The sequence below is a fragment of the Mesorhizobium sp. WSM4820 genome, assembly GCF_055811075.1.
Genome location: NZ_JBVVQN010000011.1, coordinates 222,559 through 239,288, shown reverse-complemented (window position 1 = coordinate 239,288; position 16,730 = coordinate 222,559). Strand labels below are relative to the sequence as shown.

15 protein-coding genes and 1 tRNA gene are annotated in these 16,730 nt (G+C 62.9%); 13 read left to right on the top strand and 3 right to left on the bottom strand.

Annotation, left to right across the window (positions count from 1 at the left end):
• Window positions 1–215 precede the first annotated feature (215 nt).
• A tRNA-Met gene (locus AC0L2R_RS19585) sits at window positions 216–292 on the top strand.
• Window positions 293–424: 132 nt separating this feature from the next.
• On the top strand, window positions 425–658 hold the full coding sequence (locus AC0L2R_RS19580; RefSeq protein ID WP_473510921.1) for a DUF6429 family protein: 234 nt from the start codon (window positions 425–427) through the stop codon (window positions 656–658).
• Between the two features lie 181 nt (window positions 659–839).
• Here AC0L2R_RS19580 and ftsZ read toward each other — a convergent pair whose 3' ends face one another.
• Both ftsZ and AC0L2R_RS19570 read right to left on the bottom strand, forming a co-directional pair.
• The gene (gene ftsZ, locus AC0L2R_RS19575; RefSeq protein WP_023797312.1) at window positions 840–1,847 is read right to left on the bottom strand and encodes a cell division protein FtsZ; all 1,008 of its coding nucleotides are present in this window, start codon (window positions 1,845–1,847) and stop codon (window positions 840–842) included.
• Between the two features lie 265 nt (window positions 1,848–2,112).
• Window positions 2,113–2,898 (bottom strand): SDR family NAD(P)-dependent oxidoreductase, encoded by a 786-nt coding sequence (locus AC0L2R_RS19570; RefSeq protein WP_091595352.1) that lies wholly within the window; start codon window positions 2,896–2,898, stop codon window positions 2,113–2,115.
• A gap of 76 nt (window positions 2,899–2,974) precedes the next feature.
• Here AC0L2R_RS19570 and uxuA point away from each other — a divergent pair, with 76 nt between their 5' ends.
• From uxuA to AC0L2R_RS19515, 11 genes are all read left to right on the top strand, one after another.
• Window positions 2,975–4,159 (top strand): mannonate dehydratase, encoded by a 1,185-nt coding sequence (uxuA, locus tag AC0L2R_RS19565; RefSeq protein WP_473510920.1) that lies wholly within the window; start codon window positions 2,975–2,977, stop codon window positions 4,157–4,159.
• 117 nt (window positions 4,160–4,276) lie between these two features.
• Window positions 4,277–5,425, top strand: coding sequence for an extracellular solute-binding protein (locus AC0L2R_RS19560; RefSeq protein WP_473510918.1), 1,149 nt, complete (start codon window positions 4,277–4,279; stop codon window positions 5,423–5,425).
• Window positions 5,425–6,276 carry an IclR family transcriptional regulator gene (locus AC0L2R_RS19555; RefSeq protein WP_473510916.1) on the top strand — a complete coding sequence of 284 codons (852 nt, stop codon included), beginning with the start codon at window positions 5,425–5,427 and terminating at the stop codon, window positions 6,274–6,276. The genes AC0L2R_RS19560 and AC0L2R_RS19555 overlap by 1 nt, the downstream gene beginning before the upstream one ends.
• A gap of 25 nt (window positions 6,277–6,301) precedes the next feature.
• Complete coding sequence (locus AC0L2R_RS19550; protein ID WP_473510915.1) at window positions 6,302–7,333, top strand: sugar ABC transporter substrate-binding protein; 1,032 nt, start codon at window positions 6,302–6,304, stop codon at window positions 7,331–7,333.
• A gap of 135 nt (window positions 7,334–7,468) precedes the next feature.
• On the top strand, window positions 7,469–8,452 hold the full coding sequence (locus tag AC0L2R_RS19545) for an ABC transporter permease (RefSeq protein ID WP_473510913.1): 984 nt from the start codon (window positions 7,469–7,471) through the stop codon (window positions 8,450–8,452).
• On the top strand, window positions 8,442–9,974 hold the full coding sequence (locus tag AC0L2R_RS19540) for a sugar ABC transporter ATP-binding protein (RefSeq protein WP_473510911.1): 1,533 nt from the start codon (window positions 8,442–8,444) through the stop codon (window positions 9,972–9,974). The genes AC0L2R_RS19545 and AC0L2R_RS19540 overlap by 11 nt, the downstream gene beginning before the upstream one ends.
• Before the next feature lie 63 nt (window positions 9,975–10,037).
• The gene (locus AC0L2R_RS19535; RefSeq protein ID WP_473493373.1) at window positions 10,038–11,033 is read left to right on the top strand and encodes an ABC transporter permease; all 996 of its coding nucleotides are present in this window, start codon (window positions 10,038–10,040) and stop codon (window positions 11,031–11,033) included.
• 1 nt (window position 11,034) lies between these two features.
• Window positions 11,035–11,820 (top strand): SDR family NAD(P)-dependent oxidoreductase, encoded by a 786-nt coding sequence (locus AC0L2R_RS19530; protein WP_473510910.1) that lies wholly within the window; start codon window positions 11,035–11,037, stop codon window positions 11,818–11,820.
• A 21-nt stretch (window positions 11,821–11,841) separates the two neighbouring features.
• Complete coding sequence (locus AC0L2R_RS19525) at window positions 11,842–13,047, top strand: CaiB/BaiF CoA transferase family protein (RefSeq protein ID WP_473510908.1); 1,206 nt, start codon at window positions 11,842–11,844, stop codon at window positions 13,045–13,047.
• A 2-nt stretch (window positions 13,048–13,049) separates the two neighbouring features.
• The gene (locus tag AC0L2R_RS19520) at window positions 13,050–13,835 is read left to right on the top strand and encodes an enoyl-CoA hydratase/isomerase family protein (RefSeq protein WP_473510906.1); all 786 of its coding nucleotides are present in this window, start codon (window positions 13,050–13,052) and stop codon (window positions 13,833–13,835) included.
• Window positions 13,832–15,598, top strand: coding sequence for a CoA-transferase (locus AC0L2R_RS19515; protein WP_473510904.1), 1,767 nt, complete (start codon window positions 13,832–13,834; stop codon window positions 15,596–15,598). The genes AC0L2R_RS19520 and AC0L2R_RS19515 overlap by 4 nt, the downstream gene beginning before the upstream one ends.
• 48 nt (window positions 15,599–15,646) lie before the next feature.
• Here the strand turns inward: AC0L2R_RS19515 and AC0L2R_RS19510 are convergent, their stop codons facing one another.
• Complete coding sequence (locus AC0L2R_RS19510; RefSeq protein WP_473510902.1) at window positions 15,647–16,540, bottom strand: sugar phosphate isomerase/epimerase family protein; 894 nt, start codon at window positions 16,538–16,540, stop codon at window positions 15,647–15,649.
• Window positions 16,541–16,730 lie beyond the last annotated feature (190 nt).

The window sequence follows — 16,730 nt, the reverse complement described above, 5'->3', positions numbered from 1 at the left end:
GTCTTCTCCTTACAAAACAGGCCCGCCAATCGGGAACTCGGGCCGCGCAAGCGGCCCTTTCAGTTGGCGAAAGCTTGATTCCAGTGAGCCAAGGCTTACTTCTGACGTTGACGCGGGGTGGAGCAGCGCCCCGTCCGCCCGCAAAGGCCGAAAGCCTCGAGGACGGACAAAACAAAAAGTCCGGGCTGCCCGGCCGGCATTCGCCGTCTGGTTGACGCGGGGTGGAGCAGCCCGGTAGCTCGTCAGGCTCATAACCTGAAGGTCACAGGTTCAAATCCTGTCCCCGCAACCAAATCCACAAAACGGCCCGCATCACGCGGGCCGTTTTGCGTTTGCAGCCTGGCGCGGCCAGTTTGATCCTCATCGAGTTACCCGACGGTGTGGGTCTCGGCAGGCGCCGTTTTCCCGTGTTAAACTGCTTGGCATGGAGATGGACACCGACAAGATCGACAATGCCGTTCTCGGGCTGCTTTGGCTAACGCTACATGAAGAGAGGCGCGCCTGGAAGGGATTGGATTGGGATGCTCTGGATCGCTTGCACCAGAAGGGACTGATCGCCAATCCGGCAAACAAGGCGAAGTCGGTGGTTCTGACAGATGAGGGCTCGCGACGGGCTGAGGAATTGTTCCGCACCCTGTTCACGCGGCCGGCGCCATGAGCGCTGGCTGGCGTTCCAATTCGACAGCAAGAGTCGCGCAGGCAAAACCGACAACCTGCTCGGCAGGCTTATCCCGCAACAATTAGGGTTGGGCGTTCCGCCCGATTACCGTCTGGCGGCGGTGTCCGGTGCGTCGGACCTTCAGTCGAAACCTGCCGTGGTGCTGCCATAAGAGCGTCGCTCAATTCACACGGTTTTCCAACCCCACCGTCAGCGGAATCTCAAGCCCCCGCCGCAATCCCGTCGCAACCACCGACACCCTGAATTTTCCTGCGAGCGCCTTGTCGAAAATGGCGCCGACGATGATGTCGGCATCGGCGTCGACCTCCTCGCGGATGCGCGTGGCGGCTTCGTCGACCTCGAACAGCGTCATGTCAGTGCCGCCCGATATCGAGACAAGGACGCCCTTGGCGCCCATCATCGACGCTTCGTCGAGAAGCGGGTTTGCGATCGCCGCTTCGGCTGCCTTCCTGGCGCGGTCCTCGCCGGTGGCTTCGCCGGTCCCCATCATCGCGCGACCCATATCGCGCATCACCGACTTCACATCGGCAAAGTCGAGATTGATCAGGCCTTCCTTGACGATGAGATCGGTGATGCAGCCGACGCCGGCATATAGTACGCGGTCCGCCATGGCGAAAGCGTCCGCGAACGTCGTCTTGGCATCGGCGATCCTGAAGAGGTTCTGGTTCGGTATGACGATGACGGTATCGGCGCTTTCGCGCAGCCGCTCGATGCCCTCATTGGCGGCATGCATTCGGCGGTTTCCTTCGAAGACGAACGGCTTGGTGACGACGGCCACGGTCAGTATTCCTGCGTTGCGCGCGGCCTGCGCTATGACCGGTGCTGCACCGGTTCCAGTTCCGCCTCCCATGCCTGCGGTCACGAAACACATATGCGTTCCCGCAAGATGGTCCATGATTTCGTCGATAGATTCCACGGCCGCGGCATGGCCGACCTCGGGCAGGGATCCTGCACCAAGGCCTTCCGTGACGTGCGCTCCCAATTGGATCAGCCGCGTTGCCTTCGACATGGTGAGCGCCTGGGCATCGGTGTTGGCAACGATGAACTCGGTGCCCTGCAAGCCTTCGGCGATCATGTTGTTGATGGCGTTGCCGCCACCGCCGCCAACCCCGATGACGGATATTTTGGGCCTCATCTCCGAGATTGTCGGCCTCGTTGCAGTGTTCATTTGCCGTCTCTCCCCTTGAATGCGCAAGCGCAGCGGTCGGTGGAAGGCTTGTTCCCGGCGCGCTGCAAAGATTTTTGACAGTGCGCGAATCAGGACAGCCCAGCGTAACCAAGGGAATCAGACGGTTGAACCGGCTGCAAGGGCAGTATTCGCGCTCGCGCATGTTATGCGCTATTGGTTCGCCCCGTCGGTGCTTCGTGTGGCGGCTGACCGAAAATCGTCCGATGACAACGTCTCCCGTAAAGCCGAGACCGATCTTCCCGTTCTACTTCACGCCGATGCCGGCAGTCAGGCCGCCATCGATCCTGTAGTCCGCCCCGGTGCAGAACCCGGCTTTCGACGAACACAGAAAGGCGATGAGTTCCGCCACTTCCTCCGGCTCGCCGATGCGCCCGATGGGGTGCGCTTCGCCGAAGCGCTTGTAGGCGGCCTCGACATCGGCGTCGGTGCCGTTTTCGCCGCGCGCCGCCTTTTCCAGGATCGGGGTGCGGATCGAGCCCGGGCTGACGGAATTGACGCGAATGCCGGAGCGCGCGTGGTCGAGCGCCAGAGCGCGCGTCAATGTGTGGATGGCGCCCTTGGTCGTGGCATAGGCGGCGACGTTCTGCTGGCAGGCGAAACCTTGCACCGAAGCCACGTTGACGATGGCGCCGCCGCCTCGCCTGATCATTTCCGGAATACCGAAATGCGCGGTCAGGTAGATCGAGCCGACATTGACGGACATCGCCCGGTTCCAGATGTCGAAATCGGTGCTAACAGCGGTGCCATACGGATGGACCGCCGCGGAATTGACGATGATATCGAGGCCGCCGAACCGTTCAACACCGGCTGCGACCGCGTCGCGGACCTGATCCGGCACGGAGACGTCGACGGCCACGACCAGCGCCTCGGCGCCGGAGCTGCCCAGTTCCGCTCTCATCGCCGTGTTGGCCGCGCGGTCGATGCCGCAGGCGATGATCGCCGCCCCGCCCGCCGCAAGACGTCTGGCGGTTGCCAGGCCGATCCCGGTCGTCCCCGTCACCAGAGCAATCTTGCCGTCGAAATCCTTCATGGCGCAAACTCCTTTAATTTGACTTCCATTGTGGCCCAACAATACGGTTCCGTTTTATCGCAAAGGAAAAGCCTCGATGGAACAATGCTGGCGCTGGTATGGCCCTGACGACCCGGTGACGCTCGATCATGTCAAGCAGGCCGGAGCCACGGGCGTCGTATCCGCCCTGCATAATATCTATGACGGCCGCGCCTGGCCTTTGACGGACATTTTGGAGCGCAAGCGGGTCATCGAGGCCGAAGGGCTGACCTGGTCGGTTGTGGAGAGCATTCCCGTCCACAATTCGATCAAGATCGGCTCGGCGGAACGGCTTCGCTATGTCGGCTGGTACAAGGACACGATCCGTGCGCTCGCCAAGGCTGGCATTGCGACGATCTGCTATAACTTCATGCCGGTGGTCGACTGGACCCGCACCGACCTTGCCTATCGGCTTCCAACGACGGGCTACGCACTGCGGTTCGATGCGATCGATTTTGCCGCCTACGACCTGTTCGTCCTGAAGCGCAGGAATGCCGAATTCGGCTACAGCGCGGCACGTATCGCGGAAGCGGAATCGCGACTGAAGGAATTGAGCGAAGAGCAGATCGACAGGATCGAGCGCAATCTCATTGCCGGCCTGCCGGCAACCGAGCGCAGCTACGACCGTGATAGTTTTCGCGAGGCATTGGCGGAATATGACTCGATCGGGCCGAAGGAGCTGCGCGACAATCTGGCCTGGTTTTTGCGCGAGATCATTCCGGTGGCCGAGCATGAGGGGGTGCGCATGTGCATCCATCCCGACGACCCGCCATTCTCGCTCTATGGCCTGCCACGGATCGTTTCGACCGCCGAGGACGCGCGTTTCATCCTCAACGCCGTCGACAGCCCGGCCAACGGCCTGACATTCTGCACCGGTTCCTACGGTACGCGCGCAGACAACGACATTGTCGGCATGATCAAGGAGTTCGCCGACCGGATCCATTTCGTCCATCTGCGCAATGTAACCATCGAGGATGACGGCTCCTTCCATGAAGCCGAGCATCTGGAGGGCGGCACCGACATGGCGCATGTCATCCTCGCTTTGATGCAGGAAGAGACGCGCCGCCGAAGGGAAGGTCGCGCTGATTGGCGGATTCCCATGCGACCCGATCATGGCCATCTGCTCGCCGACGATATCGGCAAGACCAGGATCAACCCCGGCTATTCTTTGATCGGCCGCCTGAAAGGCCTGGCCGAGCTGCGTGGCATCATGCGCGCCGTGGAACGTTTTGAGCTGGCCTGAGGATCGCAACCGGAAGCCTAAACAGTTTTCTTATGTGAAAATATCTTGCCCAGGTGAAAATACCTGCTAGTAATCCCGGATATGGCTCTCGCCCGGTTCAGGGAGGTTTTTGCAGGAATGACAAGGCTGCGCGGTCTGGCGTGGGATCATCGACGCTGCTGGGGACCGCTCGACGCCAGCATCGAGACGTATTGCGCCAACAATCCCGCTCTGGAAATCGAATGGGACCGCCGCAGCCTCTACGAATTCGGCGAGGGCGTGCTTGGTCCGGTGCTCGGCGCCTATGATCTGATCGTATTCGACCATCCCTTCATCGGCGACATTGCCGACGGCGAACTGATGGTGCCGTTCGACGGCTATCTCTCGGCGGAACAGCGCAGCTTGTTCGAGCGCGACTCGGTCGGCGCGTCCTGGCGATCCTACGCAAGAAACGGCCGTCGGTGGGCACTGCCGATCGATGCCGCCTGCCAGATCGCTTCATATCGCCCGGATCTCCTGGAGCGCTACGCAACAGTGCCCACCACCCAGGAAGAGGTGCTGGAACTTGGCCGGCGCGCGCGCAAGGACGGCAAGTGGCTTGGCCTGCCGTTCGTGTCGACCGACGCCATGTGCCTGCTCTTGACGCTCGGCCATCCGCAGGAAAACGGCGAGGAGTTCATTGCAAGGGAGAAGGTCGAGCAGGCTGTCGCGCAGTTGCGCCAGCTTGCCGAGCTGTCGCATCCGAATTCGTCGAAATGGAATCCGATCCGCTGCTATGACCACATGATCGCGCATGACGATGTGGTCTATGTGCCGTTCGCCTTCGGCTATGTGAACTATGCCTCGAAAGCCGACCGGCCGTATCTGCGTTGCGCCGACGTGCCGACCCCGCGATCCGCCGGCGCCTTGCTCGGTGGTGCCGGCATCGGGGTCAGCGCCCAGTCGAAACACAAACAGGCCGCCATCGACTACGCGCTTTTTCTGTGCTCGCCCGGCTACCAGCGCGGCGACTACGTGAAAGCAGGCGGACAGCCGGGATCGCTGGCGGCTTGGAAGGACGCCGACGTCAACGATTTTTCTGGCAATTTCTTCAGTTCGACGCTGGCGACGATCGAAGCGTCCTACCTGCGCCCGACACATCCAGGCTTCATCGCCTTTTTCCGCGAATGCGCGCCGCATGCGGCCGCTGCCATCGCCGGCGACATGCCCGCGACGGAGCTCGCGGACCGGCTGAACCGCCTTTACCGCGAGACCAGGCAAACCCAGCCGGAACGGAGCGTCGCATAATGGCCGCCGACATAGCCCAGATCGTCGATGAAGGCGAAAGCAGCCGCAACGGATATCGGGTGCCGGCAGTGGAAAAGGCGCTCGATGTCTTGGAGTTCATGGCGTCCAGCGCCGAGCCGCTGACCCAGACCGAAATCGCTGCCGGCCTGGGACGCTCCATCCACGAGATATACCGCATCCTGCTTCTGCTGGAGAAGCGCGGCTACATCTTCCGGACGCAATCCGATCGCTTCCGGCTTTCGCTAAAGCTGTTCGAGCTGGCGCATATGCATCCGCCGGTAAACCGGCTGGTCGAATGCGCGCTGCCGGTGATGCGCGAGCTCTCGGCCAATACCGATCAAAGCTGTCATCTGGTCGTTCGCGAAGGCGAGAGCGCGCTGGTGGTGCTGCAGATCGATTCGCCTTTGCCGATGCGCTACTCGGTCGCGCTCGGCTCACATTTCCCGATCCTTGAAACGAGCTCCGGCGCGGTGCTGCTCGCGCATTCGAACCGCGCCGAGCGTGACCGCATCGTCGAGCGGATCGTCGCTGCCGGCGAAGGGCAGGGCACGCGGGCCGAAATCGAAGCGCGGCTGAACGAAGTCGCAGGGCTCGGCTACGAGATGCGCGCCTCGCTGGCCGTCGAGGCCTGCACCAATGTCTCGATGCCGGTGCGCGATCACACCGGTGCGGTCATTGCCGCGCTGACCATACCATTCCTGCCGCAGAAAGCCGCGCGCTTCGATCGCGAGACCGTCTTCGAACGGGCGAAGGCGGCCGCCGAGACGATATCGGCGGCGTTAGGCGCGGGTGAAGCCATCGCCTCCTCACGTGCGGACCCGGAACGGCGGGACTATCCGTTCAGCAACTAACAAGACGATAAATAGGGAGAAGAAGATGAACTGGTCCAAGTCAATCCTGTTTGCTTCGGCGGCCGTGCTGGCTCTGAGCGCCGCTGCCGCGCAGGCCGAAAACATGCCGAAGCGCATCGGCTACGTCACCAACTACGCCACCCATGAGTGGTATCAGAACGTCATCAGGGGCATGCAGGCCCGTGCCAAGGAACTCGGCATCGAGCTTGAGGTGCAGGACGCCAATCTCGATATCGCCAAGCAGGTTTCTGCCGCGGAAGACTTCATGGCCAAGGGCGTCGACGTGCTGATCGTCACGCCCGTCAATGAGGAGGGCGTCGTGCCGCTGCTGCGCCAGGCGAAGTCCAATGACGTCCCGGTCGTTCTGGAAGGCAATCCGGTCAAGGGCATGACGACGATGGTCGCGATCTGCGACTATGATACCGGATACACGGCCGGCGTCGAAGCAGGCAAATACGCCAAGGAAAAGCTCGGCGGCAAAGCCCAGGTGATGAATGTCGGCCTGCCGCTCCTGTCGGCGACCGTCCTGCGCTCGCAAGGCTTCATGGATGGCCTCAAGACCATCATCCCCGACGCGGTCATGGTCCACGACCTCGACGGCGGCGGCAATCCCGACCGCGCGCTCGAAGTGTCCTCGGCGGCACTGGCCAAGAATGCCGACATCAACATCATCTATGGCATCAACGATTCCTCTTCGCTGGGCGGCCTGCAGGCCTGGAAAGCGGCCGGCAAGTCGCAGGACAATTTGTTGACAGTCGGCACGGGTGGCGAAGGCCTTGCCTTCATCAATGCCATACAGAACGAGCCATCCTACCGTATCGAAGCCGCGATGTTCCCGGAAAAGGAAGGCTACACCGCTATCGATGCCGCAGTGAAGCTGTTCAACGGCGAAGAGGTGCCCGAGCACATCGTCAGCCCGACCGCGCCTATGAAAGGCGACGACTGGAAGAAGTACTACGATTATGACGGCACTGTCCGGACCATCAAATGGGACGCCGTCAATGCGCTCCAGCCGCCGGAAAAGTGCATGAAAACCTCCGCCGATCTGAAGAAGTAAGAATTTCGGGTGCCCTTCCCGCACGGCGGGAAGGGCAGGGATCGGATGCCGACGGCAAACAGGTTAACCGCCCGGTTTCGGGCCTGCAGGTTTCCATATGGCGGCGGCGCCGACGCCGCCCGGAATGAATGGAAAATGAGCGAGCTTACGCAATCTTCCGCGCCAAGGCGTTTCATCGTCGGCCAGCTATTGGGCAGCAGCCAGCTCGTGTTAGGCGTGATTCTGGCCATGCTCTGCATCGCCATCTCGATGGTGGCGCCACAGTTCTATTCCGAGGCCAATATCATTGCCATCCTGCGCCAATGCGCGCTGGTGCTGATCGTTGCCTCGGGCATGACCATGCTGATCATCACCGCCGAAGTCGATCTCTCGGTCGGGGCGTCGCTCGCCTTTGTCGGCTGTATCGGCATGGCAGTGCTGAATTCGACGCACAATCTCGCACTCGGCATGTTGGCAGCACTCGCCTTTGCCGGTGGGGTCGGCCTGTTCAATGGACTGGTTGTCACCAGGCTCAAGGTGAACTCGCTGATCGCCACCATCGGCACGATGATGATGCTGCAGGGCGGCGTCTATCTGTTCACCCGCGAGGCCGTGCAGAACCACCACCGGCTTATCTCCTTCACTGATCTGGGTGCCGGCTATATCGGCGCGATCCCGTTGCCCGTCGTCATCGCGGTAGTCATCTTCGCCACTGCAGCCGTGACGCTGCGCTTCACCACGCTTGGCCGTTACCTCTATGCGGTCGGCGCCAATGAGCGAGCGGTTCGACTTTCCGGAGTGCGCTCGGAACGCCTGAAACTGTTTGCCTTCGTCGTCACCGGCCTGTGCGTCGGGGTTGCCGGCATGATCCTGTCGTCGCTGATGAATGCGGGCCAGCCAACCGCCGGACGTGGCTTCGAGCTGACGGTTATCGCCGCCGTCATCCTCGGCGGCACCAGCCTGCTCGGCGGGCGCGGCACGCTGTTCGGCACGCTGCTCGGCGTTCTGGTGCTGAAGGTCATCGACAACGGCATCATCATTCTCGGCTGGAACCAGGATCTGCAGATGGTGGTGCCCGGCGTGGTGATCATTCTGGCGACCTATCTCGACATCATCCGGAACAGAGCCAATGTCGGTTGATTTCCTTCACTCCAGCGAAGGCGCGGCCGTCGACACAGGCGTGCCGGCGCTCGAGATGCGCGGCATCGGCAAGCGCTTTCCGGGCGTGGTGGCGCTGGACAACGTCGACCTCACGCTGGAGCCCGGCAAGATCCACGCCTTGATGGGCGAGAACGGTGCCGGCAAGTCAACGCTCATCAAGATCATGGCCGGGGTCTACGGCAAGGATGCCGGCATCATCCGCATGCGCGGCCGCGAGCTCGACATCAAGTCCCCGCGCGACAGCCTGAAAGAGGGCATCAAGGTCGTCTTCCAGGAGATCGCGCTGATCTCCGAGTTCACCGTCGCCGAGAATATCTTCCTCGAAGGCTATCCGACCGGAAAGGGCGGCTCGATCGACTGGCGAAAGATCCGCGCGGATTCCGCCGCGCTGTTCAACCGCATCGGTTTTAACGTCGATCCGGCGGCGCGGACGGGATCGCTGCCGGTCAGCCAGCAGCAGATGGTCGAGATCGCCCGCGCGCTCGCCCACGAAGCCCGCGTCGTGGTGATGGACGAGCCGACGTCGTCGCTGACACCGAATGAGATTTCGCTGCTGTTCACCGTCATCCGTCGGCTGGCCGCACTCGGCATTGCGGTGCTCTATGTCAGCCACAAGCTCGACGAGGTTTTCGAGATCGCCGACACGGTCACTGTTCTGCGCGACGGCCGGCACGTCTCGACCAGGCCAATCGGTGATCACACCAACGACACGCTGATCCAGGACATGATCGGCCGGCGCATTGAAAGCCTGTTTCCCCGCAAGCGCGGCGCGCCGGGCAGCAAGGTCGCCCTTTCCGTGCAAGGGCTCAGCACGGCGAAGAAGCTGAAGGGCGTGTCCTTCGAAGCGCATGCCGGCGAAGTCCTCGGCTTCTTCGGCTTGATGGGGGCCGGGCGAACCGAGCTCGCCAAGGCGATCGTCGGCTTCGATCCGGTCACCTCCGGCACGATTTCCGTCGACGGTCATCGCTTGATGCCGCATGACACGCACACCGGCGTCCGGCTCGGCATCGGCCTGCTCACCGAGGACCGCAAGAGCGAAGGGCTGATGGGCGATTTGCCGGTTTACCAGAATGCCAGCCTCGCCTCGCTCGGCGCCTTCGCCAGCATGGGCTTCATCGACAAGGCCAGGGAACGCAAGGCGGTTCAAGACTATGTCGACCGTTTCCGCATCAGGACGCCCAGCTTGTTCCAGCAGGTGAAGAACCTGTCCGGCGGCAATCAGCAGAAGGTGCTGATCTCGCGCTGGCTGATGCGGGGCCTCAAGGTGATCGTCGTCGACGAGCCGACCCGTGGTATAGATGTCGGCGCCAAGTCGGAGATCTTCGCGCTCATCGACCGGCTCGCCGGCGAAGGCCTGGCGGTCGTCATGATGACGTCGGAAATGCCCGAGCTGCTGGGACTTGCCGACCGCGTCGCGGTGATGTGCGAAGGCCGGCTCACCGCGATCATGTCCCGCGACGACGCCACGCAGGAGAAAATCCTCAATGCAGCGATCGGATAAGACCATGTCGCCTCGCGGCAGCATTCCCTGTCATTCGGCCGACGCCTTCGAAGGGAGCAAGCGATGAGCCTTGCAAGCACCGATACGATGAAAGCCGGGCCGTCCATGCTGGCGCGACTCTTGGCGCGGCAGGAGCTGGCGCTGCTCCTCTGCCTCATCCTGGTGATCGCGTTCTTTTCCTTTACCGCCGAGAATTTCTTCTCCGTGCGCAACATCACCAATGTGCTCGGCCAGGCTTCGCTGGCGCTCACCGCCGGCATCGGCTGCGCCATCGTCTTCATCTCCGGCGAGGTCGACATTTCGTTCGGGTCACTGCTGGCGACCATCGCCCTGCCGCTGATCATCATCATGAACGACACCAACTCGCTTGCGCTCGGCATCAGCGGCGCGCTGCTGTTCGGGCTGATCATCGGTGTGGTGAATGGCTATCTCACCGCCTATGCCGGCATCAACTCGCTGATCGTGACGCTCGGCACAATGTTCATCATGCGCGGTGGCGTGTATCTTTATACCGGCCAGCGCGCGATCCCCGACGATGCCGCTCTCGACAGCTTCATCGCGCTGTCGGATGGCCGCCTGTTCAATGTCGTACCCTATTCGGCGGTGATTGCGATCGTCCTGCTCGTCGCCTTCGCCTACATGATGCAGCACCGGCCGTTTGGACGGCAGATCTATGCCGTCGGCGGCAATCCGGAAGTGGCACGCCTCGCCGGCTATGATGTGCGCCGCGTCAAGTTCATCTGCTTCGTCATCAGCGCGCTGCTGGCGACGGTTGCCGGCATCATCCTGGCGGCCCGCGTCGGCTCGGCGCAGCACACGGCGGGACTGAATTTCGAGTTCCAGGTCGTTGCCGCCACCGTGCTCGGCGGGGTGAGTCTTGCCGGCGGCATCGGCAGCCTGACCGGCATGGCGCTCGGCGTGCTGATCCTGCAGTTCCTGTCCAACGGACTGCGCGGCCTCGGCCTGCCGACCGAATGGCAGCTGGTCATCACCGGCATGATCATCATCGCCGCGGTCGCTTTCGACGAAGCGAAGCGCCGGCGCATCATTGGAGGCTGACATGGATCGTCTCAAGGGGAAAACCGCCGTCATAACGGGCGCCGCCGACGGCATCGGCCATGCGATTGCAGAGGCGATGGCAAGGGAGGGTGCGCATGTCTTCCTGAGCGACATTGCCGACGAGAGGGGTGAACATTTCGCGGCGGAACTGCGCGCGGCCGGCCACGATGCCGACTATTTGCATTGCGACGTGTCGAAGGAGGCCGACATCGCCAATGTCATCGCCACGGCCGTCGGCAAGACCGGCCATCTCGACGTCATGGTCAACAACGCCGCCATCGCCATCGGCGGCATGCCGGTCCACGAGATGACCGAAGAGCAGTGGCACCGCCTGATCGCGGTCAACCTGACCAGCGTCTTCCGCGGCTGCAAATACGCGTTGCCGCACATGATCGCGCAGAAATCGGGCTCGATCATCAACATGGCCTCCGCACAAGGGCATGTCGGGCTCGACGGCTGGACCGCCTATGCCGGCGCCAAGGGCGCGGTGATGGCGATGACACGCCAGATGGCGGTCGAATTCGGCCCGCTCAACATCCGCGTCAACTCGATCTCGCCAGGCACCATCAACACGCCGATGAACGACAGGCTGGTCAGGGAGACCGGCGGCAATCTCGCCAAGGCCTGGGTGAAGATGCATCCGCTCGGCCGCATCGGCGAGCCTTCCGAAGTGGCCGAAGCCGCCGTCTATCTCGCCTCTGACGCTGCCGGCTTCACCACCGGTACCGACCTGCGCGTCGACGGCGGGCTCACCGCCGCGCCACGCTATGTTCCCGATCTGCTTTGAAGACACGAAACGAGAAATGATATGAACAAAGCCCTCGAAGGCGTCCGCATTCTTGATTTCAGCCATCTGCTGCAGGGGCCGTTCGCAACCCAGCTGCTCGGCGACATGGGCGCCGACGTCATCAAGATCGAGCGCGCCGGCGCCGGCGACATGTTCCGCAGCATGACCTTCTTCGCCAAATGGGTCGGCGGTTCCGAGAGCCCGAACTTCCTCGCCTGGAACCGCAACAAGCGCTCCATCGCGCTCAATTTGAAGAGCCGCAAGGTGCATGCGATCATCATGGAGATGGCGAAGGCGGCCGACGTCGTGGTGCAGAATTTTCGCCCCGGCGTACTGGCCAAGCTTGGCTACGGCTACGAGGACTTCAAGGCCATCAATCCCGGCATCATCTATTGCTCGGGCTCCGGCTATGGCGAGGAGGGTCCCTATGTTGAGCGTCCCGGCCAGGACATGCTGATCCAGGGGCTGTCGGGGCTGATTTCCAACACCGGCCGCGGCGACCAGGCTCCCGTTCCGGCGGGTGCTGGTCTTGCCGACCAGATCGGCGCGATGAACATGGTCTACGGCATATTGTCGGCGCTCTACTATCGCGAGAAAACCGGCAAGGGCCAGAAGATCGAGGTCAATCTGCTGGCCGGCCTGCTCGCGCATCTCAACCAGGAATATGTCGCCGTGCTCAATCTCGGCGAAGATTTCGTGCGCCCGAATTCCGGTATCGGCCATCCCGGCATGCAGGCGCCGTTCGGCATCTACGAAACAAAGGACGGCGGCTATTTGTCGATCGCCATGAGCCCGTTCAGGACGCTGTATGAGACATTGGAAGCGCCGCAGCTTGCCGTCTACGACGATCTGAAAACCCTGTTCGACAAGCGCGACGAGGTGTTCGAAAGGGTCAACGCCGAGACCAGGAAGTTTGCGACGCAGGATCTGCTGGGGCGGCTGCTCGCAGTCGACATCTGGTGCGCCGAGGTGAAGGACATAAGACGCGCGGCCGACGATCCGCAGGTCAAGCACATGGGCATGATCACCAGCTACGATCATCCGCGCGGCGGCAAGGTCAGGGTGGTGGCACCTGCAGTCACGATGAGCGAGACGCCGGCAACCATCGAACGGCCGGCGCCATTGGTCGGCCAGCATGGTCGCGAAATCCTGGCCGAGTTCGGCGTCTCCAAGGATGAGATCGCCGCGCTGGAGGCGTCCGGCGACATGACCGTGGACGCTGCCTGACAATGCCCGCCTACCAGACACTCACGGTCGATACCTCGGGCCGCGTCGCCGTCGTCACTTTCAGGCGCGCCGACCAGCTCAATGCCATGAACCGGTTGATGCAAGGCGAGATCACCGGCGCCTTCGAGGCGCTATCGCAGGATGACGGCGTCAGTGCGATCGTGGTGACCGGCGAGGGGCGCGGCTTCATGGCCGGCGCCGACATCAAGGAATATGCCGGCCAGACGGCTGCCGAGTTCGACGCCTTCCAGGCCGCCGGCGCGCGCCTGTATGCGGCGATCGAGAACAACCGCAAGCCGGTGATCGCCGCGGTCAACGGCTTCGCGCTGGGCGGCGGCATGGAGCTGGTGCTGTGTTGCGACATCGTGGTCGCCAGCCAGTTCGCGAAATTCGGCCTGCCGGAGATCAAGCTCGGGCTGATCCCCGGCGGCGGCGGCACACAGCGCAGCGTCCAGAAACTCGGCCGCAACCGCGCCAATCTCCTGCTGATGACCGGAGCCATCGTGCCGGCTTCCGAATTGATCGAGGCCGGACTGGTCAACGAGGTCGTCGACGCCGAAAGGCTGATGCCGCGGGCGCTGGAACTGGCCGAAATGATCGCCGCCGAACCGGCTGCCGCAATCGAAGGACTGAAAGTGCTGACGGCGCATGCGGTGTCTGGCGTCCTGGCTGACGGTCTTGCCATGGAGCGCGACATTCTGGGCAGGCTTTATCGCAGCGAGACCGGCCGGCAGCGGGTTAAGGCCTTTGCCGAGAAAAGCGCTGCGCGGGCGAAGGCTGCGCGATGATATCCCTGGTCAAATCAAACCGGCCCCGCTTCACCGATGTCGAGGGGCTGGCCGCGATGGTCGGAGGCGGCGACGTCTTTGGCGTCGGTGGCCACCATTTCGCCCGGCTGCCGATCGCCTTGCTGCGCGCCATCGCCGGCTCGGGCGTCAAGGATTTGCGCTACGTCTGCTGGGCCGGCGGGCTGCCGCTCGAACTGCTTTTCGAAGCGGATGCGGTAGCGGAAATCGACCTCTGCTTTTCCAGCCTGGATATTTTCGGCCTTCCGCCGCGGTTCCGCGCGGCTGCCGAGACGGATGCCGTGCCGGTTCGCGATTGGACGGCGCTGGCGATGATCCAGGCGCTGCGGGCGGCGCAGCAAAACCTGCCGTCGATGCCGTTCCAGCTTCCGTTGGGCTCGGACATGCTGGCGCGCGTGCCTTGCGCGATCTCTGCGCCCGATCCCATTGCCAGCACCGAGACCGGGTTCATCCCGCCGCTGCGGCTCGATACGTTCGTCGTCCACGCCCAGCGCGCCGATGAGAGCGGCAATGTCCAGATCATCGGGCCAAGGGCGCTCGACTTCGCCATGGCCGGCGCGGCGCGGCAGGTGCTGGTCACGGTCGATGAAATCGTCCCGGTCGGCGCGCTGCGGCATGATGGGCGCCAGAGCATTCTCACCCGCAATCAGGTCTCGGCCATAGCGCTGGCGCCGGGCGGCGCCTATCCGGCCTCGTGCCTGCCGTTCTATGTGACCGATTATCAAGCGTTGTCGGGAGCGTTCGCGACCAGGGAAACGCCTTTGGCGGACACGCTGCGCCTGCCTTCCGAAGGCGTGCCGGAGCCGGTTCAAAAAGCTGCGAAAGTCCGAGCTGAAACGGCCCTCGCAATGCCCGCGCTTGTGCACGGCGAAAAGAAGGCGTCCATCGACGAGATCATCGCCGCCCGCATCGCCGCCGAACTCGACAATGAGAGCTTTGCCAGCGCCGGCGCGGTGTCGCCGCTGGCCAACGTCGCCTACCGGCTGGCAAAGGCGACGCACGCGCCGGACATGATCATCGCGACGATGAGTTGCGGCCATCTCGATATCGCGCCTAGCCCAATGATCCTGTCGCTGATCGAAAGCCTCGATTGCGAGACGGCGGTGGCGCATGCCGGTGGCGACGACACCTATTCGACCTACTATCAGGCCGGTGCGGTGACGCATGAGATCGTCGGCGCCGCGCAGGTCGATCGACGCGGCCGTGTCAACACCATTGCGCTGCGCAAGCGCGACGGCGGCCTCATCCGGCTGCCAGGGCAGGGCGGCATGGCCGACGTCGCCAACATGCATCGCGACTATTTGCTCTACATTCCCCGCCATTCGGTGCAGTCGCTGGTAGACGACGTCGAGATCGCCAGTTCGGCGCGCGGCCTGCTCACCCAGAATGAACGCGAGCCGATGGGCTATCGGACCGGTGAGGCGCTGGTGTTCACCGATCTTTGTGTGTTTCGACTCGACCGATCGACCCGGGAATTGATCGTCATCGAAACCATGCCTGATATCACGCAGCAGCAGATCCGTGATGCCACCGGCTTTCCGGTGACATTCGATGCCGACTGCCGGAAGGTCCCGCTCCCTTCGGATGCTACGCTCGCCATCCTGCGAAACAGGATCGATCCCCTCGGTCTGCGCCGCCTGGAATTCGTCAGTGCCAAGGAACGTGGTGCGCTGATTGCCGAGATTCTCGCGGCCGACCGCATCATGCTCGAGCGCTGCATCGCGGCGCAGACCGCAGGAGGCTGAGTAGCGCCACGCCTCGATCGTTCCCGATCGATCGATGTCGGGTAAACCCTAAGGCCGATGGCTTGACGCAACAAGCTCGGCCTTGCGCCGCGCCGTCTCCAGCCCGATGGCGATGAAGCGGCGCGCATGCCGGGCCAGCTCCATATTGTCGGCCCACAGATTGCGCCAGATGGCGGTTTTCTTCGACAGGTTCTCGTCGACGATCTCCGACGAGAAGGATTCGAAGCTGAGGTCGTCGCCATAGCCGATTGCGGTCAGCGCATCGAAGATCGCGGCAAAGTCGATGTTGCCGGTGCCGAGGAAGCCGCGATGGCTCTCGCCGATATGGACATAGCCGATCTTTTTGGCGGCGTGGCGGATGGCCAACCCGACATCCGCCTCCTCGATGTTCATATGGAACGTATCGAGATGCAGAAAAATGTTGTCGGAACCGGTGTCCTCGATGAAGGCCAACCCTTGCGCCGCGGTGTTGAGCAGATTGCTCTCGAAGCGGTTGACGATTTCGAGGTTGAGGGTGACGCCGGCGGCCTTGGCGGTCTCCGCGACCTTGGCAAGCGTGGCGGCACTGCGGTTCCATTGATCGCGCGTCGGCGCCTCAGTCTGCAATCCATGGCTGGTGCTGAGGATGCCGGCGACCTTCCGGCCGCCGAGATCCCGGGTGAGCGCGATCGTGTCATTGAGGACTTCGACGCCGCGCGCGGCAATCGCCTTGTCGGCGCTTGAAATGTCGCCGTCGGGCGGCAGCCCGATGCTGATCGCCACGCCGAGATCGAGCTCGGCGATGCGCTTGGCCAGCCCGCCAACATCGACATTGGCAGGGTCAAGATAGGAGAATTCGATCAGGTCGAAGCCCGCCTCCCTGGTGTTGGCCAGCGTCCGTTCGAGGTCGTCTTGCGCCGAGCTCGCCGACCAGACGAAAGAGTGGATTCCAATGCGCGACATGATCGTCTCCTGCTGCTCGAGAGCATCGGACCCAAGAAGTGGGAACCGGTTTTGCGAATAATCCGATGCTCAAACAAAGGCTGGTGGGGGCGGGGGCCCCCCCCCCCCCCCCCGGGGGGGGGGTTGGTTTGGGGGGTGTTGGGGGATATAAAAAAACAAGGGGGCCGGGCCCCCCGGGGGGGGCGCCCAA

What these genes read in the sequence shown, in the direction of transcription:
- AC0L2R_RS19580 (WP_473510921.1), top strand. Translation starts at nt 425, where the DNA reads ATGGAGATGGACACCGACAAGATCGACAATGCCGTTCTCGGGCTGCTT.
- ftsZ (WP_023797312.1), bottom strand. Translation starts at nt 1,847, where the DNA reads ATGAACACTGCAACGAGGCCGACAATCTCGGAGATGAGGCCCAAAATA.
- AC0L2R_RS19570 (WP_091595352.1), bottom strand. Translation starts at nt 2,898, where the DNA reads ATGAAGGATTTCGACGGCAAGATTGCTCTGGTGACGGGGACGACCGGG.
- uxuA (WP_473510920.1), top strand. Translation starts at nt 2,975, where the DNA reads ATGGAACAATGCTGGCGCTGGTATGGCCCTGACGACCCGGTGACGCTC.
- AC0L2R_RS19560 (WP_473510918.1), top strand. Translation starts at nt 4,277, where the DNA reads ATGACAAGGCTGCGCGGTCTGGCGTGGGATCATCGACGCTGCTGGGGA.
- AC0L2R_RS19555 (WP_473510916.1), top strand. Translation starts at nt 5,425, where the DNA reads ATGGCCGCCGACATAGCCCAGATCGTCGATGAAGGCGAAAGCAGCCGC.
- AC0L2R_RS19550 (WP_473510915.1), top strand. Translation starts at nt 6,302, where the DNA reads ATGAACTGGTCCAAGTCAATCCTGTTTGCTTCGGCGGCCGTGCTGGCT.
- AC0L2R_RS19545 (WP_473510913.1), top strand. Translation starts at nt 7,469, where the DNA reads ATGAGCGAGCTTACGCAATCTTCCGCGCCAAGGCGTTTCATCGTCGGC.
- AC0L2R_RS19540 (WP_473510911.1), top strand. Translation starts at nt 8,442, where the DNA reads ATGTCGGTTGATTTCCTTCACTCCAGCGAAGGCGCGGCCGTCGACACA.
- AC0L2R_RS19535 (WP_473493373.1), top strand. Translation starts at nt 10,038, where the DNA reads ATGAGCCTTGCAAGCACCGATACGATGAAAGCCGGGCCGTCCATGCTG.
- AC0L2R_RS19530 (WP_473510910.1), top strand. Translation starts at nt 11,035, where the DNA reads ATGGATCGTCTCAAGGGGAAAACCGCCGTCATAACGGGCGCCGCCGAC.
- AC0L2R_RS19525 (WP_473510908.1), top strand. Translation starts at nt 11,842, where the DNA reads ATGAACAAAGCCCTCGAAGGCGTCCGCATTCTTGATTTCAGCCATCTG.
- AC0L2R_RS19520 (WP_473510906.1), top strand. Translation starts at nt 13,050, where the DNA reads ATGCCCGCCTACCAGACACTCACGGTCGATACCTCGGGCCGCGTCGCC.
- AC0L2R_RS19515 (WP_473510904.1), top strand. Translation starts at nt 13,832, where the DNA reads ATGATATCCCTGGTCAAATCAAACCGGCCCCGCTTCACCGATGTCGAG.
- AC0L2R_RS19510 (WP_473510902.1), bottom strand. Translation starts at nt 16,540, where the DNA reads ATGTCGCGCATTGGAATCCACTCTTTCGTCTGGTCGGCGAGCTCGGCG.